21 protein-coding genes and 1 pseudogene are annotated in these 24,351 nt (G+C 70.7%); 8 read left to right on the plus strand and 14 right to left on the minus strand.

What is annotated here, in order from left to right; genetic code table 11:
* Window positions 1-121 precede the first annotated feature (121 nt).
* On the plus strand, window positions 122-793 hold the full coding sequence (locus ACIBSV_RS07955; protein WP_395860393.1) for a TetR/AcrR family transcriptional regulator: 672 nt from the start codon (window positions 122-124) through the stop codon (window positions 791-793).
* A gap of 106 nt (window positions 794-899) precedes the next feature.
* Here the strand turns inward: ACIBSV_RS07955 and ACIBSV_RS07960 are convergent, their stop codons facing one another.
* Window positions 900-3,146 (minus strand): MMPL family transporter, encoded by a 2,247-nt coding sequence (locus ACIBSV_RS07960; RefSeq protein ID WP_395860395.1) that lies wholly within the window; start codon window positions 3,144-3,146, stop codon window positions 900-902.
* A gap of 302 nt (window positions 3,147-3,448) precedes the next feature.
* Between ACIBSV_RS07960 and ACIBSV_RS07965 the strand changes: the two genes are divergently transcribed.
* Window positions 3,449-4,210, plus strand: a complete 762-nt coding sequence (locus ACIBSV_RS07965) for a TetR/AcrR family transcriptional regulator (protein WP_395860397.1) — start codon at window positions 3,449-3,451, stop codon at window positions 4,208-4,210.
* A gap of 105 nt (window positions 4,211-4,315) precedes the next feature.
* Here the strand turns inward: ACIBSV_RS07965 and ACIBSV_RS07970 are convergent, their stop codons facing one another.
* On the minus strand, window positions 4,316-5,053 hold the full coding sequence (locus ACIBSV_RS07970) for a 2-phosphosulfolactate phosphatase (RefSeq protein WP_395860971.1): 738 nt from the start codon (window positions 5,051-5,053) through the stop codon (window positions 4,316-4,318).
* Window positions 5,054-5,249: 196 nt separating this feature from the next.
* Here ACIBSV_RS07970 and ACIBSV_RS07975 point away from each other — a divergent pair, with 196 nt between their 5' ends.
* On the plus strand, window positions 5,250-5,480 hold the full coding sequence (locus tag ACIBSV_RS07975) for a hypothetical protein (protein ID WP_395860398.1): 231 nt from the start codon (window positions 5,250-5,252) through the stop codon (window positions 5,478-5,480).
* A 94-nt stretch (window positions 5,481-5,574) separates the two neighbouring features.
* Here the strand turns inward: ACIBSV_RS07975 and ACIBSV_RS07980 are convergent, their stop codons facing one another.
* Together ACIBSV_RS07980 and ACIBSV_RS07985 are read right to left on the minus strand one after the other, a co-directional pair.
* Window positions 5,575-6,234: a hypothetical protein gene (locus tag ACIBSV_RS07980; RefSeq protein WP_395860400.1), complete on the minus strand. Its 660-nt coding sequence runs from the start codon at window positions 6,232-6,234 to the stop codon at window positions 5,575-5,577.
* A gap of 222 nt (window positions 6,235-6,456) precedes the next feature.
* A complete protein-coding gene (locus ACIBSV_RS07985) occupies window positions 6,457-6,942 on the minus strand; it encodes a carboxymuconolactone decarboxylase family protein (RefSeq protein WP_395860402.1) in 486 nt (161 codons plus the stop codon).
* Window positions 6,943-7,168: 226 nt separating this feature from the next.
* Here ACIBSV_RS07985 and ACIBSV_RS07990 point away from each other — a divergent pair, with 226 nt between their 5' ends.
* Entirely contained in the window at window positions 7,169-8,071 is a 903-nt protein-coding gene (locus tag ACIBSV_RS07990; protein WP_395860404.1) for an RNA polymerase sigma-70 factor, read from the plus strand.
* 478 nt (window positions 8,072-8,549) lie between these two features.
* Here ACIBSV_RS07990 and ACIBSV_RS07995 read toward each other — a convergent pair whose 3' ends face one another.
* The gene (locus ACIBSV_RS07995) at window positions 8,550-9,350 is read right to left on the minus strand and encodes a hypothetical protein (protein WP_395860406.1); all 801 of its coding nucleotides are present in this window, start codon (window positions 9,348-9,350) and stop codon (window positions 8,550-8,552) included.
* Between the two features lie 93 nt (window positions 9,351-9,443).
* Entirely contained in the window at window positions 9,444-10,457 is a 1,014-nt protein-coding gene (locus tag ACIBSV_RS08000) for a zinc-binding dehydrogenase (RefSeq protein ID WP_395860407.1), read from the minus strand.
* A 101-nt stretch (window positions 10,458-10,558) separates the two neighbouring features.
* Between ACIBSV_RS08000 and ACIBSV_RS08005 the strand changes: the two genes are divergently transcribed.
* Window positions 10,559-11,497 carry a LysR family transcriptional regulator gene (locus tag ACIBSV_RS08005; protein WP_395860409.1) on the plus strand — a complete coding sequence of 313 codons (939 nt, stop codon included), beginning with the start codon at window positions 10,559-10,561 and terminating at the stop codon, window positions 11,495-11,497.
* Window positions 11,498-11,693: 196 nt separating this feature from the next.
* Here the strand turns inward: ACIBSV_RS08005 and ACIBSV_RS08010 are convergent, their stop codons facing one another.
* Window positions 11,694-13,394, minus strand: a complete 1,701-nt coding sequence (locus ACIBSV_RS08010) for a DUF885 domain-containing protein (protein ID WP_395860411.1) — start codon at window positions 13,392-13,394, stop codon at window positions 11,694-11,696.
* A gap of 251 nt (window positions 13,395-13,645) precedes the next feature.
* On the opposite strand from ACIBSV_RS08010, the gene ACIBSV_RS08015 reads away from it, so the two are divergent.
* Together ACIBSV_RS08015 and htpG are read left to right on the plus strand one after the other, a co-directional pair.
* The gene (locus ACIBSV_RS08015) at window positions 13,646-14,353 is read left to right on the plus strand and encodes a type III effector protein (protein WP_395860413.1); all 708 of its coding nucleotides are present in this window, start codon (window positions 13,646-13,648) and stop codon (window positions 14,351-14,353) included.
* Window positions 14,354-14,455: 102 nt separating this feature from the next.
* Window positions 14,456-16,381 (plus strand): molecular chaperone HtpG, encoded by a 1,926-nt coding sequence (htpG, locus tag ACIBSV_RS08020; protein WP_395860415.1) that lies wholly within the window; start codon window positions 14,456-14,458, stop codon window positions 16,379-16,381.
* Window positions 16,382-16,550: 169 nt separating this feature from the next.
* Here htpG and ACIBSV_RS08025 read toward each other — a convergent pair whose 3' ends face one another.
* Window positions 16,551-17,153: a dihydrofolate reductase family protein gene (locus ACIBSV_RS08025; RefSeq protein ID WP_395860416.1), complete on the minus strand. Its 603-nt coding sequence runs from the start codon at window positions 17,151-17,153 to the stop codon at window positions 16,551-16,553.
* Window positions 17,150-18,046, minus strand: a complete 897-nt coding sequence (locus tag ACIBSV_RS08030; protein ID WP_395860418.1) for a metalloregulator ArsR/SmtB family transcription factor — start codon at window positions 18,044-18,046, stop codon at window positions 17,150-17,152. The genes ACIBSV_RS08025 and ACIBSV_RS08030 overlap by 4 nt, the downstream gene beginning before the upstream one ends.
* 163 nt (window positions 18,047-18,209) lie before the next feature.
* Between ACIBSV_RS08030 and ACIBSV_RS08035 the strand changes: the two genes are divergently transcribed.
* Complete coding sequence (locus ACIBSV_RS08035; RefSeq protein WP_395860420.1) at window positions 18,210-19,151, plus strand: DUF1838 family protein; 942 nt, start codon at window positions 18,210-18,212, stop codon at window positions 19,149-19,151.
* 22 nt (window positions 19,152-19,173) lie between these two features.
* Here the strand turns inward: ACIBSV_RS08035 and ACIBSV_RS08040 are convergent, their stop codons facing one another.
* The 5 genes and pseudogenes from ACIBSV_RS08040 to ACIBSV_RS08060 form a co-directional block, all read right to left on the minus strand.
* Window positions 19,174-20,073 (minus strand): hypothetical protein, encoded by a 900-nt coding sequence (locus ACIBSV_RS08040; protein WP_395860422.1) that lies wholly within the window; start codon window positions 20,071-20,073, stop codon window positions 19,174-19,176.
* Window positions 20,074-20,161: 88 nt separating this feature from the next.
* Window positions 20,162-21,943 carry an immunity 49 family protein gene (locus ACIBSV_RS08045; RefSeq protein ID WP_395860424.1) on the minus strand — a complete coding sequence of 594 codons (1,782 nt, stop codon included), beginning with the start codon at window positions 21,941-21,943 and terminating at the stop codon, window positions 20,162-20,164.
* 60 nt (window positions 21,944-22,003) lie between these two features.
* Window positions 22,004-22,153, minus strand: a pseudogene (locus ACIBSV_RS08050) (transcriptional regulator); the annotation flags it as partial.
* Between the two features lie 12 nt (window positions 22,154-22,165).
* Window positions 22,166-22,489 (minus strand): YciI family protein, encoded by a 324-nt coding sequence (locus ACIBSV_RS08055; RefSeq protein ID WP_395860426.1) that lies wholly within the window; start codon window positions 22,487-22,489, stop codon window positions 22,166-22,168.
* 120 nt (window positions 22,490-22,609) lie between these two features.
* The gene (locus ACIBSV_RS08060; RefSeq protein ID WP_395860428.1) at window positions 22,610-24,310 is read right to left on the minus strand and encodes an ABC transporter ATP-binding protein; all 1,701 of its coding nucleotides are present in this window, start codon (window positions 24,308-24,310) and stop codon (window positions 22,610-22,612) included.
* Between the last annotated feature and the right edge of the window lie 41 nt (window positions 24,311-24,351).

Below are 24,351 nucleotides of genomic sequence, written 5' to 3' on the forward strand. Positions count from 1 at the left end.
ATGATTTGCCGTTCGTTATGAGTTATAACTTTCGTGCACGATCGACGTCAACCGCCTGGGTGATATCTTCTAACCAGAACTTGAATATGTAGCAGGTTGGCTCAGGGAGAGGTACGGCGGCATGGCGGACAGCGGCACGGCGACCCCGCGCGAGCGCTATCGCGCCCAGGTGCGCGCGGAGATCAAGCAACACGCGTGGGAGCAGATCGCCTCGGCGGGGGCATCCGCGCTCTCCCTCAACGCGATCGCCAAGCAGATGGGCGTGAGCGGACCGGCGCTCTACCGGTACTACGCCGGCCGCGACGAGCTGATCACGGAACTCATCACGGACGCGTACCGAAGCCTCGCCGACACCCTCCGCGCGGCCGCCCATTCCGGTGGTGACCTGGCCGCGCCGGCCCACGCCCTGCGCGGATGGGCTCTGGCCGACCCTCAGCGGTACTTCCTCATCTACGGCACGCCCGTCCCCGGCTACCACGCGCCCGAGGACGTCACCGCCATCGCGGACGAGATCCTGGTGACTCTGCTCGACGCCTGCACCGCGCTGCCCCCGGACACCCGTGCGACGCCGCTCGACGCGCACCTCGACGATCATCGGCACTGGGCGGGCGACCATCCCGCGTCATCCGCCGTCCTCCGCCGGGTCCTGGCCTTCTGGACCCGGCTGCACGGCGTACTGTCCCTGGAACTCGCCGGACACTTCACCGGAATGCGGTTCGACCCCGCCCTGCTCTTCGCGGCCGAACTGGAAGACCTGCTGAACCCTGGTGCGGTGCCTCCCCGTCACGGGTGAGTGAGCACCCGGGCGTCGGAGCCGGCCGGGCGAGCGCGAGCCGCACGAGCGTGCCCGCCTCCGAGGACGGCGGAGGCGGGCACGGTACGGCAGCGGTCTCGCGTGGTCAGACGGCCGCCGAGTCCTTCTCCATGGGCGCGCCGGCCCCCGCCCCCGGCGAGGTCGCGGCCACCGGCGCCGGGCCGGCTTCGCCGAGCCCGAATCGGTCGTGGAACTTCCGCAGCGGGCGCGGCGCGTACCAGGCCGAACGGCCGAGCAGCCGCATCGCGACGGGCACGAGTACGCCGCGTACCGCGATGGCGTCGATCAGGATGGCCAGCCCGGTGCCCAGGCCGAACATCTGCATGAAGCTGATCTCGGCCGTACCGAAAGCGAAGAAGCTCACCGCCAACAGGGCGGCCGCCGCGCTGACGATACGTCCCGTGCGCCCGAGGCCGTTGACCACCGCGGACTCGGTCCCCTCGCCCAGATCGTGGAGTTCCTTGATCCGGCTGAGCACGAACACCTCGTAGTCCATCGAGAGACCGAAGGCGATGCAGAACATCAGCACGGTCATCGAGGTGTCCATCGGCTGCGGTGTGAAGCCGAGCAGGGAGGCCATGTGCCCGTCCTGGAAGATCCAGGTCATGGCGCCCAGGGCCGCTCCCAGGCTGATCAGGTTCAGGACCAGCGCCCGCAGCGGCTGCACGACACTGCCGGTGAACAGGAAGAGGAGGAGGAAGGTGGTGACGGCGACCAGGGCCACCGCGATCGGGAGTCGGCCGGCGATGGAGTCCTTGGAATCCACCAGTTCGGCGTCGGATCCGGAGACCAGGGGGTGTGTCCCGGCCGGCGCCGGCAGCGACCTCACCTCGGCGACCAGGTCCTGGGCGGCGCCCGATTTCGGCGCCAGTGCGCTCACCACGTCGATGCGCTGGGCGTCGGGGCGGCCCAGGGCAGTATTGCCGGGCCCCGGCGCGGTGGAGCGCCCGCCGACGTAGGTTCCCGTGGAGGCCGAGACGCGGACGACGTCCTTGTGCTTGGACAGTTCGGCAGCGTACGCGGCCAACGGGGCCTCGCCCACCGGCCCGTCGATGACGATGTGCACGGCCGCGGCGTCGTTGCCGTTGTAGTTCTCCCGCAGCGCGGTCGAGACCTGACGAGTCTTCGCGTCCTCGGACAACACCCGTTCGTCGGCCGTACCGAAGCTGATCCCCAGGAGCGGGCTCGCGGCCAGCAGCAGCACCGCGAGCACCGGAATCGCGGTGAGCGCGGGACGTCGCATGACGGTGCCGGCGATCCGGCCCCACAGCGGCACCCGGGCGTCGGTGCGCCCGAGTTTCGCCCACGGCATCCGTCCGCTGTCGACCTTGTGCCCCAGGAGGGCGAGGAGGGCGGGCATCACGAACAAGGTGGCGACCGCGGCGACGATGATGACCCCGACGCCGGCGTACGCGAACGAGCGGAGGAAGAACTGCGGGAACACCAGCAGCGATCCGAGCGCGGCGGCGACCGTGGCGGCGGAGAACGTGACGGTGCGACCCGCGGTGCGCACGGTGTGCCGCACCGCGTCGTCCACCTCGGCCCCCGACGCGAGTTGCTCGCGGAACCGGCTGATCATCAACAGCGCGTAGTCGATGCCCAGTCCGAGGCCCAGGGCCGTGGTCAGGTTGATCGCGAAGATCGACACGTCGGTGACGCTGCCGAGGACGGCGAGGACGGCGAACGTGCCCAGGACCGCGACGGTACCGATCACCAGCGGCAACAGCGCCGCGACCACGCTCCCGAAGACGACCAGGAGCAGCACGAGCGTCAGCGGCACGGCGATCGCCTCGGCCAGGACGAGGTCCTCGCCGCTCTGTGTCGCCAGTTCGTCGGCTACGGCGGTGGCCCCTCCGGCCCGGACGGTGAGCCCGTCCCCGTACCGACCGGTGTAGGTGTCGACGATGCTCTTGACGTTCTTTCCCTGCTCCGTGTCGTCGCCCTTCACGTGGGCGAGCACGATGGCCTCGCGGCCGTCCTTGGAGCGCAGGTTCGGGTTGTCCGTGTCCCAGTACGAGATCACGTTGTCGAGCTTCTGTTCCTTCTGGAGGTCCGCCACCAGGGCTCGACCGCTCTGTTTCGCGGCGGGACCGTCGACGCCGCCGTCGGCGGGGCGGACCAGCAGGACCAGGTTCGGCTCCCCGCCGAACTTCTCGTCGATGACCCGCCCGGCACGGGTGGACTCGGAGGCCGGATCGTCGAAGCCGCCCCCGCCCAGCAGCTTGCCGAACGCGCCGAAGCCCACGACGCCCATGAGGACCACGGCCAGGGCCGCGACCACGAGTACCGCCTTGGGCCGGCGAACCACCAGCTCGGCTATGCGGTCGAACACGCACTTCTCCTCTGCACTCTCACTGCGAAAACGACACGACAAAGGTCGGAACGACCTGATGGGGGTGGGGCCGGGCGTCCTTCCGAGCAGCGGAAGCGGGCGTCCGGGCCGGCGCCGACGAGGCGGAAGAAACCGCTCCTCCGCGTCCACGTGTTCCGCGTTCTCGGGACGGGATGCGATGTCGCCTTCCCTGTCTCCATGGACGACATTAGTGAGGTACAAGAATCTTTGGCAGTGTTAGATTTTCTTCACGGAGTGCGATTTTTGGTGCGGTGCGCGAAGGTTCGTCGTACGGTCGTCGCATGCCTCCAGCCGAAGCCCCAGCGGCCGTGCCCACCCTGCGCCAGCGGCGCCGTGCCGTCGCCGTCCAGGAGATCCTGAGCGCCGCCGAGAGCCACATCGCCGAACACGGACCTCACTCGTTGTCCCTACGAGCGGTCGCCCGGAGCCTCGGCATGACCGTGCAGGCGCTCTACCACTACTTCCCGAGCCGGGACGACCTCGTCACCGCGCTGATCACCAAGGCGTACGACGACCTGGCCGACGCCGTGCAAGCCACGGTCGACGCCGCGCACGACACGGCCGTACCGCGCCTGGTGGTGGCGGCCGAGGGTTACCGCCGATGGGCCATCGCCAATCCCGAACGGTTCCAACTGATCTACGGGGCCCCGTTGCAGCACTACCGGGCGCCCGCCGACGGCCCCACCACGCAGGCGGTCCGCCGGATGAGCGCTATCTTCCAGCAGGAACTGTTCGCCGGGCTGACCACGGAACAACTGGGCGCCGCCGACACGCCCGCGCTCTCGCCCGCGCTCCGGAAACACCTGGAGGGCCTGCCACCGGACGGTCTGGGAGATCTGCCGCCGGCCGCGGCCGCTCTCATCCTCAGCTCGTGGGGGCACATGCACGGCCTCGTCGCCTTGGAAGTGTTCGGGCACACCGCGTTCATCGGCACGCACCAGGCCGAGATCTTCCGCATGGCGATGCTCGACATGTACGACGACGTGCACCGCCGAATTCCTGCCGCCGAAGCGGGCGTTGCGCCGCCGGAGCCAACCGCCTGAACGGGCGGCGAGGCTCGATGCCCTGCTCACGGCGGGACAACCGAGCCCGATCCGCGTACGGCCGGCCCGCACGCATCCGCTGCCGCCGCCGCGCACGGGACCGGGTTACGGCTCTCGCAGGGGGAGTCGGACCGCCGGCGATCGCATCGAAGCGCCGTCGGTCGGCGAAGGCGCGGCACGGGGACGGAGGACCATGAGCGAGTCCTCCAAGGTCGCCACCATCGCGAAGGGGAACCGGTCGAGTTCGAGACAGAGTGCGACGTCGTCGGGATGGGCTCCCGCACGCACCCCCTCCGTCAACTCGGCGGCGGCGCGCGACTCGCCGGCGCGGCGGAGGAACTCGGCTGCGTCCGTGCCGGCCCCGGTGGCCCTGCGAGCGATGTATTGAGCGCAGGCCAGATCTTCGTCGGCCTGCCCGTCGTCGCCGGTGACCACGAACGTGACACTCTCACACTCGTGTGTCCGCAGGAGTCGAGCCGTTGCCTCCGCCACCACGAAGCTCGCGCACAGCACCAGCGACGCCTCCTTGACCGCAAGGGCACCGACCGTCCCTGCCGTGGTCTTCTGCACAACGGTCCGTCCGCCGAGGTCGATGGACCGCAGCAGGCCCGGCGAGTTGACGGTGTCGAACCCGGGCGCCGGCGGGCCGTCCTTGAGCGCCACCCAATCCGGGTGGCGACCCTTGAGCGCCAGGGCTTCGGCCGGTGACTCGGCGAGCACGATCCTTTCCGCCCCCTGGGCAAAAGCCCAGGCAGCCACCGTGAAAGCGCGCATGACGTCGACCACGACCGCCACGGACGGGGGTTCGACCAGCTCGGCGATGCCGAGGAAACGAGCGTCCATCCGGCGATGATCGCGCATACCCGCCCCCCGGCGCCGTCTACCGACCGAATGCGCGACCGCTTGTGCCAACGGCTCGTGGTTGACCCGGATCGCCTTGTACGGGTACCGGCCCTGCCAGTGTTCGATGAGGTCGAGGGCCCCGGGCATGGAGAAGGGCGCGTTCAGGGCGTCGAGGTCGGCCAGGCGCATCCGCACGATGGCACCGGCCGCCTACGCCCGCGGGCCCGACGCGCCTCGGGTGGACATCATCTTCGGCGGGTCCACCGACCGGGCCGACCACATCCGCGACGGCCGGGCCGATGTCGTCGCCTGGGCGCAAGACGACCGTCGAAGCCTGGTCGCCTCCTTCGTTGCCGCCGCCGCGGAGGCGGCAGGGATCGAGGACGCGCCGACGACCCGGATGCGCAGTCGACCACCGGACCACTGACGACGCGCCGCCGACCGACGTCGGCGGCCGATCGGCCGCACGGCGCGGAGGTGGATGCCCGCCCGTGCCGCCCGAGGGCTCGGTCCCGCCGGCGCTACGCCGACGGTGCCGGTGTCGCCGCGGCGAGGATCGCCTCGATCGCCTGCTCGTAGAGGTACCCGTGTCCGTCCACCATCAGCTCCATGCGCGATCCCGGACCCACCTCCCGGTCCGGGACGCCGAGCCGGACCACCCCGGCCGGCGTACGCAGCGTGAACGCCTCGTAGCGTTCACCGCAGGCATCCACGTCGACGTTCACCTCCTCGTCCCGCAACGCCAGGCCGCGCCGGGCGAGTTCGGCGCGCAGCAGTGCGACGTTCCGGCCGAAGGCGCGCAACCCTTCGGCTCCATCGGCCAGTTCCTGCACCAGGTCGGCCCACACGTAGGAATCGCCCTCGCACTCGATCGACCAGGGTCCGTCCGGCTCGGCGCCGCGAACCACCGCGAGTTCCACACCGGGTATGGCGATCCACTGCTCGTATCCCTCGTACGGCCGAACCACGAACAGCCGATACTCGGCCCGCCCGTCGTCGTCCTCCTCGGCCGCGTCCAGGTCGACCAGCCCCTCGGCCGCGCAACCACGCTCGACGAGCTCGGCCGCGAACGCAGCCATGTTCGCCCGCGCCAACGCATCGACGCCCGCACTCTCGGACTCGCGCGAACCGGTCGTGGCCCCCACGGAAATCGGCGTGGCCGAATTCGACTCCTCGGTCATCGACTCGCCCCTCCTCGCATCACCGTCGTCGTCTTCGCCGTACACGATCCCATCCTGGCCGGCCCGACGCGCGGCCACGACGGGGACATCCATCAGGCTGGGGAGGCGAGGCGGATGAAGTCCGCGTCGCCGAACTCGGCGTCGCTTTCGGGGTGTCCACGAACCGAACCCGGCCCGGCGCGGGATCACCCGGTCCCGCGCCGGGCGCGATTCGTCCGGTGGTCAGCCCGCGATGTCGGCGAGGTTGCCGGGTTCGTAGGAACCGCCCTGGTTGTTCAGGATCACGCCGAGGCGGTTGGTCGCGTTGATCATCGCGATCAGGGAGACGAGCGCGATGGTCTGGTCGTCGTCGTAGTGCTCGCGTACTCGGGCCCAGGTCTCGTCGGACACACCCTCATGGGCGTCGGCGATCCGGGTACCCTCCTCGACGAGCGCCAGCGCGGCCCGCTCGGCCTCGTCGAAGGCGGTCGAGTGGCGCCATGCGGCGACCAGGTTGAGCCGGGCGAAGGTTTCGCCGGCGGACACGGCGTCCTTACCGTGGATGTCGACGCAGAATCCGCAGCCGTTGATCTGACTGGCCCGCAGTTGCACCAGTTCCTGGGTGGCCTTGGGCAGCGACGACTCCTGGATCAGCAGACTGACGGCGTAGATCCGCTTGCCGATCCTGGTGCCGAGCTCGTTGTCGAACAGGTTCATCCGGGTTTCCATGACGGGTCCTCACTTGTGGGGCTTCGTGCCGCGCGGATCGTTCGCACGGCGTTCCGACGAACACGAGATGCCGGCCGCCCGACCCCTGTGACAACGCGGTCTTGTGACGAAGGCCACCGCCCGTCCACGTCACAAGGCGACCGGGGCCGGTGTCTTGTGCGTGACACGATCGAGGGCGAGCGGACGGAAGTGGGCTGTGGGCAAGCGCGGCGAGCAAACCGGGGACATGGTCGAACCGTCCGTGGGCGACGGCGGCATGGGCCCGGCCACCGAGGCATTCGTCGCCCACCGCAACCTGCTGTTCACCGTCGCCTACGAGTTGCTCGGCTCGGCCGCCGACGCCGAGGACGTGCTACAGGAGACCTGGTTGCGTTGGGTGGGCGTCGACCTCGACGCGGTGCGGGATCCGCGCGCCTACCTGGTCCGGATGACCACCCGCCAGGCGCTGGGACGGCTGCGCACACTTCGCCGGCGCAAGGAGTCCTACGTCGGCCCCTGGCTGCCCGAACCGCTGCTGACCGCGCCGGACGTGGCCGAGGACGTCGAACTGGCCGACAGCGTCTCGATGGCGATGCTGCTGGTGATGGAGACGCTCACCCCGACCGAGCGGGCGGTGTTCGTCCTGCGCGACGTGTTCGACCTGGAGTACGACGAGATCGCGGAAGCCGTGGACAAGAGCCCGGCCGCCGTCCGCCAGATCGCGCACCGGGCACGCACCCACGTCGCGGCGCGCCGCCCGCGTGGAGTCGTCTCCCCGGCCGAATCCCGCGGCGCGCTGGCGGCGTTCCGGCGCGCGATCGAAACGGGAGATCTGCAGCGCCTGCTCGACATGATCGCGCCGGACGTCGTCCTGCTGACCGACGGCGGCGGAGTCGTCCAGGCCGCACTGGCGCCCGTCGTGGGGGCCGCTGCGGTGGCGCGGGTCCTGGGCCGGATCGACACCGCGGCGTTCCTCCAGCCGGCGCAGGTCAACGGCCACCCGGCCCTGATCTTCCGCCTGGACGGCGCCGTCGACACCGTCATCGCGCTACGCGTCGACGACGGCCTCATCACCGCGCTCTACGCCGTCCGCAATCCCGAAAAGTTGTCACGCATACGGATCGAGCGGGAAACCGCCGTGAGCCGTTGACTCCGTGAGCCCTGCTCCGGCCCTCGCTCCGGCCGCAACGACGGGAAACGAGTGCTGACGGTTGCGACGGCAACGACGCCCTCACCACGTGGCCGGCCTCCCGAGGTGCCGGCACCGACGGTCTGAAGGTCGTCACCGCCGACATCACACGTCCGCTTTCGGGGCTGCCGCAGGCACGCGACGTCCACAACGCGGCCGCTCGCTTCGCCTTCGGCCTCGACGCTCGGGACGCGGGCGACGACCCACCCCGCCCTGCTTGCCCACCACCTCGCCGCCGCCGGGGCCGCGACCGACGGCTGACCCCGGAAGTGCACGCACACAGTCCGCACGCGCGGCCCGTGGAGACGGCGTCGACCTTCGTCGCACGCCTGCGGTGGTCGACGTAGCCGGAGTGGCGGATCTGCGAACGAGCAAGCAGGGGTGGATGGTTCGACGATCGGGTCAGGAAAAGGCCCTGCCGTCGACGGTGAAATCCAGCTCACCGACCATCCCGATGCGGCCCTCGCCCCGAGCCATCCGGTGCCGGGGCCGCACCCGCACCCGGGGTCCGCATGCCGACGGCCCCGAGGACGTCCGGCACAACCCGAACCCCGTCGAAGCGCCACGCGACAAGCTCGGCCCGATCCACGTCGAGCCCGCCCAGGTCCAACCTCCGCCGAGCGGCAACCCAGTCCACGAGAGCCTCGGGGCGGTCGATCGGGCCGGCGAAGTGCACCAACGTCAGATACCAGACGTCGCGCGGGTGGTCCGCCTCGAGCCACCCGTCCGCGCCCAACGTCCGCGCGAGAGCCCCGGCGAACTCGTCGGCGCAGCCGTCCTCCGGCCCCAGACACAACATCACGCTGTTCGCCGTCAAGGTCAGGCCCCGCACCCGGAAGCGGATGCTCGGACACCGCGCCGCGGCTCGGCGCAGCGCAGAGAGGTAACGTGCCGCCGCCGGATCGTCCGCGGGGATCGGCGTGCGGTGCGGCTCCACCGCGCGGACGGTGATGTGGGCCGAGCCGCGGGCGCCGGTCGGCCAGTGCCCGCTTCCCGTGGCGGCCAGTGCCTCGAACGCGAGGGCGTGCACCCGATCCGTGCCGGCGGCCTCCGGTCTCAGGACGATCGAGGTTCCCCATCGCGGTCCGTTCACCCTCGGCGGTTCCTGCGCCTGGACCGCCCCGTCGAGAACGGCCTCCCGACCGGCCCGAAACAACCTGTCGAACACCTCGTCCATCTGCGCATGATGGCCCACTCGGCCCTCGGGGAGGGTGATCGCCTCGTCGCCGAATTCGCCCACTCCCCTCGGCATCCCCTCGCCGAGTACACCATCCGACCAGGATCCGCCGCAGCCCGCACCGCCTGGTGTCCGTCACCCGGTGCCCGAACTACCCTATGCGTCCGCCGCCTTGACGATCATCTTCCCCGTGTTGCCGCCGCGCAGCATGGACAGGAACGCCTCCACGATCCGTTCGAATCCCACGACGACCGTTTCGTCCGACGCGAGCCGCCCATCGAGCAGGTGGGGGACCGCGAACGTGTACAACTCGTCGCGCACGTCGCCGTGGTCGCGGACCAGGAAGCCCTCCATGCGCAGGCTCTTCTCCACGAAGTCCGCGTGATCGAAGCACACGGGCGGGGTGTCCGGCCGGTTGTACTGGCTGATCGTGCCGACCCGGACGATGCGGCCGCGCTCGCGCAGGGCACCCACCGCGGCCGCGAGGTGGTCGCCGCCGACGTTGTCGACGAATACGTCGACGCCGTCCGGCGCGGCCCGCGCGAGCAGGTCCGCGACCGCGCCTTCCCGGTAGTCGAAGACCTCGTCGTAACCGACCTGCTCGGTCAGGTATGCCGCCTTGGCCGCCGATCCCGTACTGCCGACCAGTCGCCCGACGCCCAACAGGCGCGCGAAACGGCCGACGGCGGTGCCGACCCCGCCCGCCGCGCCGGAGACGAACAGGTCGTCGCCCGCGCGGAGCCGAGCGATGCGGGTGAGGGCGACGTACGCGGTCAGTCCCGTACCGCCCAGCAGGCCCAGGTGCGCGGACGGCGGAATGCCCGGCAGTTCGGGAAGAAGTTGCACCTCGTCCGGACCGACCACCGCGTGCGTGCGCCAGCCCCGGCGGTGGAAGACCAGCGCGCCCTCGACCAGCCCGGGATCTCGGGAGGCGACGACCCGGCCGACCGTGCGCCCCTCCAGCGGGGCGTTCAGAGTGAACTCGCCGTCCATCATCTCGCGGTGGTACGGGTCGACCGACCAGTACAGGTTCTCGACCAGCGCCGTGCCCCGAGCCGGCTCGGGCACCGGCGTCTCGACGAACCGGAACCGGTCGCGCGTGGGGAAGCCGCTGGGACGGGCGATCTGCTGGACGGTGACCGCCGTGCTGTTCGGCGGGAGCGAGTTCATGGCACGGACCGTATGCGGGAATGGGCGGGCCGGGCAGAGGGTTGCGCTCATGACCGATTCGTTTCCATGAGCCACGCTCATGGCAGCAGGTGGGAGCCCTGATGACGGCCCGAGCCGACCTTTCTCCGCAAGAGCTGCGGATCCTCGTCGCCGTGGCCGACGAGGGAGGGTTCTCGGCCGCGGCCGCGGCGCTGGGCACCACTCAATCGGGTGTCTCGCACGCGGTGCGCGGCATCGAACGCAAGGTCGGTGCGGTCCTGTTCGAACGCGGCCGGACCGGGGCCCGACCCACGCCGGCGGGTACGACGGCCGCGGCCCACGCGCGGCGCGTGTTGCGGATGCTGGACGTGCTGGTGGCCGACGCACGCGGCGCCGGTCGGGGCACCGGCATGGACGAGGGGGACGTCCGCGGGTCGCTGCACATCGCCGCGTTCCGCAGCGCCGCCCTGCACCTGCTGCCGCCGGTGCTGGCCCGGCTCACCGCCCGCCACCCGGGCATCGAACCACGGGTGCGGATCGTGCGCGAGATCGGTCCCGGCACCGCCGGGGAGGTTGCCGAGGGGCGCGCGGACGTGGGCATCGCGACCCTGGAGACGGCGACGCCGACGCCGCCGGGCCTGGTCGGCGGCGTCCTGCTGGAGGAGCCCTACGCGTTGGTGCATCCCGCCGGGCATCCCGATCCGCGCTCACTGCCGTTGGTCGACTGGTCCGAGAACTGTTCCTCGTACACGCGGGAGTGGTGGGCGATCCAGGATTGGATCCCCCGCGCCACGGTGGAGGCGGAAGACGACGGAGCCGTCCTCGCCATGGTGGGAAGCGGTTTCGGCATGGCGATCATGCCCGCGCTCTCCCTCGCCGACGCGCCGCCCTCCGTGGAGATCGCCGACCTCGGCCCGAAGCGCCCGACCCGCTCGGTGGGTTACCTCACCACGCCCGAACTCGCCGCGTCCGCCGCGGTCCGCGCACTCGTCCGCGAACTCCGCCTCACCAACGCGCCCCGAATACCCCCGAACCCGCCGTCGCGGGTCGATGCCGAGTGACGTCCTCGAACACGACGGGCGGACGCGCCGCCGGACACACCATCCGACGCCGCATCCGCCGTCGCCTCCGACACGGTGGCCCACCTCGGCCCGCCGACGGCCGGTGGCGGGTCCTGCGTGTCCGGCTGGGGACCCACCACCACGCCTTCCCCGATGCGGGCCGACAACGTGGCCCGCGCCGGCCCGACCCGCGGGACTACGGAGCCGGCACCGAGGACAGCTCGTCCGCCAGATCGTCGAGCCCCAGCGACCCCTGCGACAACGCCGCCATGTGCCAGGCCTTCAGATCGAAGGCCGCGCCCTGGGCCTTGCGCGCGTTCTCGCGACCCAGGAGCCAGACGCGTTCGCCGAGCTTGTAGCCGATGGCCTGCCCGGGAATGGTCAGATAGCGAGTGAGCTCGCTCTCCACGAAGTCGGCGGGCCGGCTGCTGTGCATACCGAAGAACTCCTGCGCCAGTTCCGGAGTCCAACGCTCGCCGGGGTGGAACGGGGAGTCCGCGGGGATCTCCAGCTCCAAATGCATCCCGATGTCGACGATGACCCGGGTCGCGCGCATCATCTGGGCGTCGAGGTAGCCCAGGCGCTGCTCGGCGTCGGTGAGGAAGCCCAGTTCGTCCATCAGGCGCTCGGCGTACAGTGCCCAGCCCTCGGCATTGGCACTCACCCCGCCGATGGTGGCCTGGTAGCGGGACAGGTCGCCCGCGACGAGCGTCCACTGCGCGAGCTGGAGGTGGTGGCCGGGCACGCCCTCGTGGTACCAGGTCGACACGAGGTCGTAGACCGGGAACCTGGTCCGGCCCATGGTCGGCAGCCAGGTGCGGCCCGGACGGGTGAAGTCCTCGGACGGCGGCGTGTAGTACGGCGCGGCGGCGCTCCCGGGCGGGGCGATGCACGACTCGACCCTGCGCACCTGCGGGGCGAGTTCGAAGTGCGTGCCGTCGAGGCGGTCGATCGCCTGGTCCATCAGGCCCTGCAGCCATGCCTGGACCTCGTCGACGCCTTCGATGTGCGTGCCGTGCTCGTCGAGGTGGGCGAGCGCGACCCAGGGCGTCGCGGCGCCGGGGAGGACCTTCTCGGCCTCCTCGCGCATCTCGCCCAGGAGACGGTGGTACTCCGACCAGCCGTAGGCGTATGCCTCGTCCAGGTCGAGGTCCGTGCCGTTGAAGAAGCGCGACCACAGGGCGTACCGTTCGCGCCCGACGATGTCGGGCGCGTCGGCGATGGTGGGGGCGTACACGTCCCGCATCCAGTCGCGCAGTGCCGTGACGGCGGCGGTGGCGGCGCGCGCGGACTCGTCGAGTTCGGTACGCAGCGCCTCCGGTCCGGCGGCGGCGAAGTCCTCGAACCAGCCGCGTCCGTTGCCGTCGGTGTCGGCCCACTCGCCGAGCTGCTCGACGCACGTCGCAGTCGGGCGAGGGCTCGCGTACAGCTTGCGCTCCAGGCCGAGGGCGAGCGACGCGCGGTAGCCCTCCAGCGCGCCCGGCACCGCGCGCAGTCGCTCGGCGATCGCGGCCCAGTCCTGCTCGGTCTCGGCGGGCGTCACGGGGAACACCTCGCGGACCTCGTGCAGCGGCGTACCGAGGTTGCCGACGGCGCGCAGGCCCTCGCCGGCCTCGTGCACCGCGAGTTGCGCGGTCAGCCGCTCGCGGAGCAAGCGCGCACAGCGCCGCTCGATGTCGCTGTCCGCGCCGGGCAGTTGCTCGGCTTCGGCGAGCCCGGCGAGGGTGGCCCGCGCGAGATCGGCGCGCGCCTCCTGCCCGGCGGGAGAGAGATCGGGCAGCTTGGCGGAGCTGGCCGGGACACCGAGGTAGGTTCCGGTGACCGGGTCGAGCGCGATGAGTTCGTCGACGTACGCGTCGGCGACCTGACGGGGCAACGAGGGGCTGTTGTCTGACATGTGGACATCCTCATACGGCGAGGGCACCGACGTCACGCGGAGTTCCCATTGCATCCGCGATCGCACGCGCCCGAGGCGCACGCCGAGGTGCTCACCAACCGTGAGCGTCTGGACGCGCTCGCACACTCCGCCATATCGTGTCGTCGCTACGACGACACGATATGGCGTCGCCGAGGAGACGACTGCGGCCGAGGAGACGACTCCCATGGGGCACACAGGGAACGGGGCGCGAGGGGACGGGGCACACGGACATGGGAAACGACGAGCGCGACTCGGTGCCGACGCTCGGCACGGCATCCGGCCGTGCCCCCGCCGCCCCGACCGCCCTGGACACCGGTGTGGCCCTCGGGCGGATCCGGGACGCGATGCGCGCGGTCCGGGAGCCGATGCGTTCACCCGATACGTCCGACCCGCCGTTGAGCGCGAATCAGGTGCTGGTCGCGCTCACCCTGCTGCGCGAACTGCGCTTGGAGATCGCCGGCTGGGAGCCCGATCTGATCGAGGCCGCCCGGCGGTTGGGCACGAGCTGGGCGGATCTGGCACCGGCCCTGGGCGTGGCCGGCCGGCAGGCGGCCGAGCGGCGCTATCTACGGCTTCGACCCGCGCCCGACGGTTCGGCAACCACCGGCGACCAGCGGGTGGCCGCCGAGCGGGACCGGCGGGCCGGTGACCGGGCGGTGGCCGGCTGGGCCCGGACCCACGCCGCCGGCCTGCGGCAATTGGCCGGGCAGATCGGCGCCTTGACCGACCTGCCGGCCGGCGCCGAGCCCGACCTGGCCGCGCTGCGGCGGGCGCTGGGCCGGGACGATCCCGCGGACCTCCTGGGTCCGTTGGCCGAGGCTCGCGGCCATCTACAGTCCGGCCATCCGGCGCTGGCCGAGCGGGTCGGCGCCGTGGTTCGCAGTACCGCCGAGGTGCGCCGGGCGTGTGATCACCGCCGCCGGGCACGGCAGCGGTGAACGCCCCGCGCGTTCCCGGTCCGCGCCATATCGGTTCATCGTCGTGTTTTCATCCGGTCGGGTTTCACCCCGACATGTTTCATCCCGAAAGGAGACCCCAGGGTGGGTAGCAGCGTCGAAACGCTGGAATTCCAGGCCGAGACCCGTCAGTTGCTCCAGTTGGTGATCCACTCGATCTACTCGAACAAGGACATCTTCCTGCGCGAGCTGATCTCGAACGCCTCCGACGCACTGGACAAGCTGCGGTTGGAGTCCCTGATCGACTCCGACCTCGAGGTCGACACGTCCGACCTGCACATCGCCTTGGTCGTGGACAAGGACGCCCGCACGCTGACCGTCCGCGACACCGGGATCGGCATGAGCCGGGACGACATCGTGGACCTGATCGGCACGATCGCCAAGTCAGGCACCGCCGGTCTGCTGGAGAAGATCAAGGAGGCCAAGGAAGCCAAGGACACCGTCGCGGCGCAGAGCCTGATCGGGCAGTTCGGCGTCGGCTTCTACTCGGCGTTCATGGTCGCCGACAAGGTCACCCTGCGCACCCGGCGGGCTGGCACCGACTCCGGCACCGAGTGGGAGTCCGACGGCGAGGGCACCTACACCATCGCGGCCGTCGACGACCTGCCCGTGGGTACCTCGGTCACCCTCCACCTCAAGACCGCCGACAGCGAGGACGGGCTGGCCGACTACCTGGCCGATTGGAAGATCCGCCAGATCGTCAAGCAGTACTCGGACTTCATCCGCTGGCCGATCCGGATGGCCACCGAGCGCACCGACGCCGACGGCGTCACCACGCACGGGGTCGACACGCTCAACTCGATGAAGGCGCTGTGGGCCCGGCCGCGCAGCGAGGTGACCGAGGCCGAGTACAGCGAGTTCTACCACCAGATCAGCCACGACCGGCTCGACCCGGCCGAGACCATCCACATGCGCGCCGAGGGCAACTTCGAGTACGAGGCGCTGCTGTTCATCCCGTCGCAGGCCCCGTTCGACCTGTTCTCCCGCGAGACCAAGAGCGGCGTGCAGCTGTACGTCAAGCGCGTGTTCATCATGGACGACTGCGAAGCGCTGATGCCGAACTACCTGCGCTTCGTCAAGGGTGTCGTGGACGCGCACGACCTGTCGCTGAACATCTCCCGCGAGATCCTGCAGCAGGACCGACAGATTCGCGGCGTGCGCCGGCGCCTGGTCAAGAAGGTCCTCGGCGCGATCAAGGACATGCAGGCCAAGGACGCCGAGCGCTACGCGACGTTCTGGGCCCAGTTCGGCCGCGCGTTGAAGGAGGGCCTCTTCGAGGACCCCGACAACACCGAGGCCCTGTTGGAGCTGGTGTCCGCCGCCTCCACGCACGACGCGGAGAAGACCACCACGCTGCGCGAGTACGTGGAGCGCATGAAGGACGGTCAGGACGCGATCTACTACCTGACCGGCGAGACCCGCGCGATGGTGGAGAACTCGCCGCACATGGAGGCGTTCGCCGCCAAGGGGTACGAGGTCCTGATCCTCACCGACCCGGTCGACGAGGTCTGGGTCGACCAGGTCCCGGCCTTCGACGGGCACAGCCTGCAGTCCATCGCCAAGGGACAGGTGGACCTCGACGAACCGGCCGACGGCGACGAGGAGGCGGGGTCGGAGAAGGCCAAGCGCGAGCAGGACTTCGCCGCCCTGCTGCCGTGGCTGACCACCACCCTGTCCGAGCAGGTCAAGCAGGTCCGGCTGTCGTCGCGGTTGACCACGTCGGCGGCGTGCATCGTCGGCGACGCCAACGACATGACCCCGACCCTGGAGAAGATGTACCGGGCGATGGGTCAGCAGATGCCCCCGGTCAAGCGCATTCTGGAGCTCAACCCGACGCACCCGCTGATCACCGCGCTGCGCTCGGCGCACGAGGCGAACGCCGACGACCCGGCGCTGGCGGACGTCGTCGAGCTGGTGTACGGCGGCGCGCTGCTCGCCGAGGGCGGCGACCTGCCCGACCCGGCCCGCTTCACCCGCCTGCTGACCGATCGCCTGGCCCGCGGCCTGTAAGCGACGGCCGACGCCCCGCCACGGCCTGAACCACCGGCCGAGCGGCGGCCATGCCGACGGCACCTGCACACACACAGGCCCCGGAACCCGAACACGGGTTCCGGGGCCTGCGGCCGTGCGGGGGCTCGACTCACCGACACTGTCGCGGTGGTGCTCTCGAGCGGCCGGGTCAGCGGATGCGGTCGTAGACGACGGACATCGTGCCGTGTTCGCCCGCCGTCTGGCTGACGAGTTCCCACTTCCCCGCGGGCAGGCCGTCGTCGAACAGGCGCGGTCCGCCGCCGAGGAACAGGGGGAAGATCGTGAGCGCGAGGCGGTCGACCTCGTCGGCGGCCAGCAGGGCCTTGATGACGCTCGCGCTCGCGAGTACGAGGATGTCGCCGCCCTCGGTCGCCCGCAGATCGGTGATCGCCTCGGCGGTCGGCTTGTCGACGATCGTCGTCCGCTCCCAGGGCGCCTGGTCGAGGGTGGAGGAGAGGACCACCTTGTCGGCCTCGACGAGCCACTCGGCGAAGCCCACGTCGCGCGGGTCGGCGCCCTCCATGTCGATGACGGTGGGCCAGAAGCCGAGGAAGCCCTCGGCGTTGACCCGCCCGAGCAGGGCCGTCGTCGCCGGCTCACAGAGGGCGGTCAGGTGGTCGCGGGCGACGTCGGTGTGCGCGTACGGCATCACCCAGCTCATGTCGAGCGGGTTGTCCGGCCCGGCGTAGTGGCCGTCGAGGGAGAGGGCGATGTTGGTGACGACCCGACGGTTGGCGGTCTGCTCGGTCACTTCGTGCTCCTGGTGTGGGCGTCGTACTCGGTGTTGTCGGTGTCGTCGGGCCCGCTGTCGGTGCCGGCGGTGTTCCGTGCGTCGGCGGCCAGGATCGCCGCCAACGTGTCGAGACTCTGGCCGAAGCCGATCTCGATGCCGGCGACGAAGTCCGCGGAGTCGATCGTGCTGTCGGTGATCCGCCAGTGGGTGTCGAGTTCCGTGCCGGTATCGGTGGGCCGAAGGACGAGTTCGACATGGGCGGTGAAGGCGAGGCCGCCGTCGGGTAGCAGTGGGGAGAGCCGATAGGCGAGGCGCTCACCGGGGCGTACCTCCTCGACGACGCCCTCCGCCCGCCCTGCGACCGGTTCGGTGCCGTCGGCGTCCTCGGCGTCGCGGTACTCCAGGACGACCCGCCCACCCGGTCGCGCCTCGAAGACGAGTTCGGAGACCCGCAGGTCGTCCGGCGTCCACCAGCGGGAGAGCGGGGCGGTCTCGGTCAGGTGGCGCCAGACCGACTCCGGGCGTGCGGGCAGCGATCGGCGGAACCCGAACGAGCGGCCGTCGGCCCACCCCGTCCCGTCCGCGGCGAGCCGCTCGGCGTGGAGGCCGAGCCCATAGCGCTCGTAGGTCGAATCGGGACCGGCGACCCGGTCCGCGGTGTCGGCGAGCCGCACGAGTGCGGCTGCCAGGTCCCGCAGCGGACCCGGACGGAGGGCGTACACGCGGCGCTGGCCGGTGCGTTGTGAGGTGACGACGCCGGCGCGCTCGAGGGTCTGCAGGTGCTTGGTGGTCTGCGGCTGGCGCGCGTCGGCGAGCTGGGCGAGGACGCCGACCGAGCGGGGTCGCTCGGCCAGCAGGCTCACGAGCCGCCAACGGGCCGGATCGGCCAGTGCGGTGAGGAGTGCGTCCATGTCCCGTAGTATTCACGATGACGAATATTCGAGTCAAGGAATAGATCCGGATTCCTGCCCACACCCTCGACGGCGAGATCCGACCGACGGCGCACCGGGGGTCGGATTCCGCGAAAGGATGGGTCGGACCCGATCGAGACGAGTGGACGGACGGACACCGCGTATGGAACCCGGCAAGACATCGCCCGAGGCCCTGATCGCGTCGCTCGACGACGCGAACGCCCGACTCTTCGTGCGACTGCTCGGCCGTCCCGATGGCCGCGACATGCTCTATCGCATCAGCGGAACCGTGCACAACCACGTGCCCGGTGACGTTCACGGCAAGGTATTCCCGCACGGCCGGGTGCTGTTCGGCGTCGAGGGCTACAACATTCGCCGGCTCGTCCACACGCCGGGCACCGACGACCTGCACATGGTCTCGCGCGAGATCGTCTTCTACACCGATCCGAAGGACGGCAGCGTCCTGACGCTGTGGAAGAACCCGCTGGACGGACGGACCCGCCCGCTTCCACCGATCGCCAACGACCGCGTGCAGTTGTCGTATCGCATTCGTGCCGGCGCCCTGTTCGCGCTGTTCGGCCCCGCCGAGGTTCCGCTGGCCGGCTCCGTCGCCCCGCGTCGAGTGCACCGCAACCTGGTCTGGACCCTGGACGTGCCTCCGGTCTACCGCCTCGCCGACCGGTACGGCATCGACGACGACTTCGGCCTCGCGAACTCGACGTACACGTCATGGGAGTTGTTCGACTTCCTGGTGCACGAGGACGACGCCCGCGAGTACTCCGGTACGGACGCCGACACCCGGACGGGAGCGATGCCGGTCACCAACTGCTGGAGCCGGATCTGCCCGTACGTGCCGGCGATGGGCATCGCGGAGAGCGAGACACCGGGCAACCTCGTCTACCACGCGCGCGCATGGACGCTGGACGGCTTCGACGCGCTGGAGCCGTGGCTGGCCGACCTGGTACGCACCCGGCATCCGCTCTACACCAGTGCCCCCGACACCCCCGGCCCCGGCCCCAACACCACCACCTGGACCGCGTTCCACGCCGGCGAACTGGCCCCGCGCGGCCTCACCTGGCGCGAGTGGCGCGACTCGACCCGCTGAGCCACACGGGCACTTCCGGCCGTCAGCGGGTGAGGGGCAGGCGGTCGCCGGTGGCGCCGACTTCCAGGGTCGCGTAGTCGGGGTGGTCCAAACGGTGGTGGACATAGATCTGGTCGGCCCACGGGGGGTCGAGGGGCATGAACGCGCGCAGGCCCAGGACCCGGCCGATCACCCGGTCCGGGTGATCGGCGTTGAACTCGGCGATCGCGGCGGCCTCGCCGATCCGGTCGATGGTGCCCGGGAGATCGTCGAGGTAACAGGTGACCCGGGGCAACAGGTGGCCGTGACCGGGCCTGCGGAAGAGATCCAGTGCGGTCGCCGTGGAGGTGTAGTGGTCCAGATCCAGGGAGACGAACCCGACGGGGTGGGCCCGGAGTTCGTGCTCGTGGGTGTCCAGGTAGTCCGGCAGCGTCCGCGCGAGGTCGCCGATCACCAACTCGGTCTCGCCCAGGCGGGGGTGCAAGCGCTCGTGGTCCATCGGGTAGAAGCCGGGGCCGAACAGATAGGGCAGATCCCGGGGATCCTTGGCCGGCGGCATACCCGCCCCGCCGTCGAAGCCGACCACCCGCACCGCGACGCCCGTGGCGGCGGCGTAGTAGCGGGCGTGCTCGGCGAGCGCCAACAGCCCGTTGCCGCCGGCCACCCCGAACTCCACGACCGTCACGCCCCGATGCCCCAGACGCGCGGCAGACTCGGTGGCCCGGCGCACCCCGTACGCGTAGTGCGCCCGCTCCACCAGGCCGAACCGGTACGCGGTCGCCGACCCGACACCGGGAAGCCGGCGTAACACCCGGTTCAAGGCCGCGTGTCGGGTACCGGACTTCGACCAGTCCCACACCACATCGGCCCACCCGCCGGAGGGCCGACGACCGAACGGATGACCCTTTTGGGCACTCGTACCCGAACCACCCTTGCGCACCACGGACATTCCCCCTCGACGCGACGGACCATCGTCGAGAGCCTTCCCGCTTCCCTCCCCCGCCCAACCCGGCGGTCGATCGACGCCGGGTTCAGGTGGTGAACTCGCCGAGCCACTCGCGGTTCAGCAGGTACTTGGGCAGGTACGGCAACGTCTTGTCGACGTCCACGGGAAAGCCCATCTCGTACGCGAGGCACGCCATCGCCAGCGGACCCAGCGCCACCCGACCACGCGGCGCGCGCGAGCCGTTCCAGTAGGTGTCGTGGTGGGCGAGCGCTTCGGTGAGGGCCTCCGCGAAGGCCGCGTGATCCTTCGTGACGAGGCGATGGAAGAGAGCCACTGGCTGATAGTCGATCAGATCCAGGAAGTCCCGGGGAGTACGGGTGGCCACATCTCGCCCGGACGTGTTCATGGTGGCGACCAACTTCTGCACGATGTCGTCCATGGGCCGCCCGAGCCAGTAGCTCTGCAGGGTGTCGATCCAGTGGAGGACGTAGTCGTCGACCGGATCGGCACTGCGCAGATTTTCCACCGGCACCCGGCACAGGGTGGTGATCCGCTCCTGTTCGCGGCAGACGACCGCGAGCCAGAAGGCATCGAGCCAGGCACGGGCATGAGCGTACGGCGCGATGCCGGTGGCGGTGGCGGTGCCGGGGAGAGCGAGCACGCGGTCGCCGATCCGGCACGGCACGGTCCCCTCCCGGGCGAGGGCGGTGGCGAACAACGCGCTGCCGACCTGCATGGCGGTGACCCAGGCTTCCCACGTCTCCAGCTTCGCCGACGCGGCGTCGTCCGCACAGCGGGCGTGGGCAAGGTCCACGGCCGCCCCGAAGCCGTCTGCGAAGCCGCTCGCGTCCTGCTCCAGCCGTGCGGTGAACTCGGCCACGGTAAGCGCGAGTTGCTCGACGGTGGCGGGCTCGGGTTGCTCGACGTCGGTCCTGCCGCCGGCGACCTCGGGCGCCGAGCCTCCGCCGCCGTCCCGGTCGCGCAGGTTTCTCATCAGCTCCATCAGTTCCTGCGGCGGCACCACGGAGAAGGTGCGCCGGTCGTGGTCGAAGACCGTGAGCGAGACCAACTGCCCCTGGTGCCACCAGTACAACCTCGGGGACAGTGAGCCCGGTCCGTCCTCGTAGGCGCCGAGGGCATACGCACCGAGATCGTTGACCGCGTCCACCACGGTCCCGTCGACAATCGCGTGGAACGCCAACAGGTGCCTCGTGGGCACGGCGACGAGCGCCCCGGCGGCCGGCAGTTCTCGTCCGGTGACGGATCGGACCAGGTCGGGCAGTACCAGCGCCCTGCTCGCGACGAAGTGGGAGCCACCGCTGACGGAGTGCAGCAGCGCACCCTGCGGCCCGCGCACCTCCACGTGTTCCACGGGGTCGCGCCGCAGGTTCGCCACGCCCGCCGTCCACAACTCCCGGTGCCCGGCGCCCGCCACGTCCCGGTCGGTCAGGATCCGCACGGAAGCGGGCGCGTCCAGTGCGAAGGCCAGGATGAGCCCCTCGGCCACCGGCTGCACGTAGCGAAAGCCCGACGCGGCGTCCGCGGGAAAGAAGTCGTCGGGCAGCAGCCGCGGATAAGCCGCTCGCAGCAACTCCTGCGTGCTCTCCTCACCCCGGGACGCGGTCTCCAGGTTGCCGAAGTGTTGCTCCACCAGCGCGGGCCACTGCTCCTCGCCCACCGCGCGACACCGCTGCGCCAGGTTCTTCAGCGGGCTGAGACGGCCCGCGTGCTCGACGACATCGCCCTCGACGGCCGGGCGCACCCCATGCCGGGTGAAGAAGAAGTCGGCCGTCAGCTCGCGCAGATACACGGCCTGCGGCACGGTCAGCATGGACAGGTGCGGATCAGGTATGTCGTGGGGAGTCACCCGAAGACTCTACGCAGGCGGGCCGGGCCGGCCCGACACGGTATCGGCCGCCGGCGTCCCTCACGCCTGCGGTGGAGTCCGCCGAGCCGAGTCCGTGAGCCGGTCGGCCAGTGCCACGACGAGGTCGCGGAGTTCATCCGGTCGCTCGATGAGGAGCGGCCGGTCCAGCGACGCGAGCACGGCGGGCAGCCAGTCGAGTCGTTCCACGCGCTTCGGGTGCGCTCAGCGCGGCCCCGGCCGAGACCCCGCCGCGCCGCCGAAGGACGGCCCCACCGCACACGGGCGAATGTCGACGTCCCGCCAGACATCGCCGGTCATGTACGGCTCGACCGCCAACCAGGCGTCGAGCTCCGCGCGCGTGGGGAAGTCCAGGACCAACATCGATCCGATCATCCGTCCATCGGCGTCGAGGATCGCCGTACCGAACAACATCCGCCCCGCGGCGACCATCGTGTCACCCAGTTCGATGTGCCGTGGCCTGGCCGCGAGCCGACGGGTCGCGGCGTGCTCGTCGGTTCCGTCGTGGGCGATCAAGAGGAATTGCATGTGGGTCATCCTCCCGCAGGACACCCGCCGATCGACACCCACACGATCGATCGACACCCACAGATCGATCGGCGCCCGCACCATCGATCGTCCGCCACGCGACGAGTCGTCGCCCCCACGTCATCGAGCCACGGCCGAGCAGTAGTCCGCGTCCGTGGCGAGCAGGTTCCGATGGGTGTCCTCGGCCGTGATGACGCCGTCGTCCAGGACCAGGACACGGTCCGCGACGTCCAGGAGGGCCGGACTGCCGGTGATCACGATGGTCGTGCGGCCTCGGCGCAGCTTCGCGATGTTGCGCGCAATGAGCTGTTCGGTGACCGCGTCGACGGCCGTCGTCGGATTGTGCAGGACGAGGACGTCGGTGTCGGCGGCGAGGGCGCGGGCCAGGGACAGCCGTTGCCGCTGCCCTCCGGACAGGTTCGCGCCGCGGTCGCGGACGCCGTACTCGAGTCCTTCGCGGTGCAGGGCGACGACGTCGGTCAGCATGGACGCCTCGACGGCCTCGGGGATCATCCGACTGCCGCCCGACGGGTCGATGTTCGTACGGAGCGTGCCCGCGAAGATCTCCCCGTCGTACGGGTTCACCAGCATGTGTTCTCGGACCGCCTCGATCGACAGGTCCGCGATCTCCCGCCCGCCGACCCGTACGACTCCCTCGTAGGCGTCGGGCGGGACCTGTACGGCCAGAATCGACGCGAGTTCGGCCGCCGCGCGCGGCTGGTAGGCGGCGAGCGCCACGAACTCGCCGGGGCCTACCCGGAACTTCACCTTGTGCAGCGACCCGTATCGCACGCAGTCGATTTCGAGGTCTCCGCCCGACGCCGGGCGCTCCGAGCCCGGGATGGTCGCCGGCGGCGCGGCCAGCACCAGCGCCATCCGCTCGGCCGACGCGCGCGCGATCATCACGTACTTCGGCATGTCCGAGAAGAGCTTGAGCGGTTCCATGATGAACTGCGCCAGCCCCACGGCCATGACGAGTTGGCCGATCGTGATCGCCCCGTCGAACGCCAACAGACCCGCCGTGACGGTCACCGCTACGGCGAGGATCGCGTTGAGGGCCTGGGCGGTACCCGCGTACGCGCCGTTCACCCTGGCCACGGTGATCGCCTGCCGCCGCGCCTCCGCGCTGACTTTGCGGTAGGACAGGAACGCCGCGTGGTTGCCGCCGAAGCCGTGCAGCGGGCGCAGGCCGGTGATCAGGTCGGCGACCTTCGCGCCCGCCCGGGCCACCCGGGCCTGCTGTTCGCGCGTACTGGCGCCGATGCGCTTGGACATCACACTCAGAATGGACAGGATCGCGACGGTCCCCACGATCACCAGCAGGCCGAGCCGGATGTCGGCCAGGCCCAGCGCGATCGCCGCGACCAGTACCGCGACCAGGGAGCTGATCAGCAGCGGCACCACTTCGATGATGTCGGCGGTCTGGTCGGCGTCCTCGGTGGCGATGGTGAGCACCTCGCCGGACTTGAGGTCGACGTCCCTGGCCACCGGCTGGAGACCGCAAGCCGCGACCTCCACCCGCCAGTGGTGCGCCTCGGTCGTGTTGGCCTTCTGCAGGATGCGCATCCCGAACCGCCACGACAACGACACGGTCGTGATGATCACGGCCAGCGCGGCGATCGCCAGGGCGAGTGAGCCCAGGCTTCGGTCGCGCAACGTGTGCTCGACGATCAGGCCGATCGCGATGGGGAAGGCGGTCTCTCCCGCCTGGTACATGCCCATGAGGACGGTGCCCCAGGTCATGGCGCCGGCGTTGCGACGGATCGCGGTGCGCAGGATGGCGGACCCCGAGCGGGGCCGCTGCGTGTCGGGAGTGTTCATCGAGGTGACGGGCATTCGCTTTCCGGTCGGCGGAGTTCGCG

This window comes from Embleya sp. NPDC050154 (genome assembly GCF_044460165.1).
GTDB lineage: Bacteria > Actinomycetota > Actinomycetes > Streptomycetales > Streptomycetaceae > Embleya.

Excerpts from the sequence above, each read along its gene's own strand:
- ACIBSV_RS07955 (WP_395860393.1), top strand. The coding sequence starts at position 122 with ATGGCGGACAGCGGCACGGCGACCCCGCGCGAGCGCTATCGCGCCCAG.
- ACIBSV_RS07965 (WP_395860397.1), top strand. The coding sequence starts at position 3,449 with ATGCCTCCAGCCGAAGCCCCAGCGGCCGTGCCCACCCTGCGCCAGCGG.
- ACIBSV_RS07970 (WP_395860971.1), bottom strand. The coding sequence starts at position 5,053 with ATGGACGCTCGTTTCCTCGGCATCGCCGAGCTGGTCGAACCCCCGTCC.
- ACIBSV_RS07975 (WP_395860398.1), top strand. The coding sequence starts at position 5,250 with ATGGCACCGGCCGCCTACGCCCGCGGGCCCGACGCGCCTCGGGTGGAC.
- ACIBSV_RS07980 (WP_395860400.1), bottom strand. The coding sequence starts at position 6,234 with ATGACCGAGGAGTCGAATTCGGCCACGCCGATTTCCGTGGGGGCCACG.
- ACIBSV_RS07985 (WP_395860402.1), bottom strand. The coding sequence starts at position 6,942 with ATGGAAACCCGGATGAACCTGTTCGACAACGAGCTCGGCACCAGGATC.
- ACIBSV_RS07990 (WP_395860404.1), top strand. The coding sequence starts at position 7,169 with ATGGTCGAACCGTCCGTGGGCGACGGCGGCATGGGCCCGGCCACCGAG.
- ACIBSV_RS08000 (WP_395860407.1), bottom strand. The coding sequence starts at position 10,457 with ATGAACTCGCTCCCGCCGAACAGCACGGCGGTCACCGTCCAGCAGATC.
- ACIBSV_RS08005 (WP_395860409.1), top strand. The coding sequence starts at position 10,559 with ATGACGGCCCGAGCCGACCTTTCTCCGCAAGAGCTGCGGATCCTCGTC.
- ACIBSV_RS08010 (WP_395860411.1), bottom strand. The coding sequence starts at position 13,394 with ATGTCAGACAACAGCCCCTCGTTGCCCCGTCAGGTCGCCGACGCGTAC.
- ACIBSV_RS08015 (WP_395860413.1), top strand. The coding sequence starts at position 13,646 with ATGGGAAACGACGAGCGCGACTCGGTGCCGACGCTCGGCACGGCATCC.
- ACIBSV_RS08030 (WP_395860418.1), bottom strand. The coding sequence starts at position 18,046 with ATGGACGCACTCCTCACCGCACTGGCCGATCCGGCCCGTTGGCGGCTC.
- ACIBSV_RS08035 (WP_395860420.1), top strand. The coding sequence starts at position 18,210 with ATGGAACCCGGCAAGACATCGCCCGAGGCCCTGATCGCGTCGCTCGAC.
- ACIBSV_RS08055 (WP_395860426.1), bottom strand. The coding sequence starts at position 22,489 with ATGCAATTCCTCTTGATCGCCCACGACGGAACCGACGAGCACGCCGCG.
- ACIBSV_RS08060 (WP_395860428.1), bottom strand. The coding sequence starts at position 24,310 with ATGAACACTCCCGACACGCAGCGGCCCCGCTCGGGGTCCGCCATCCTG.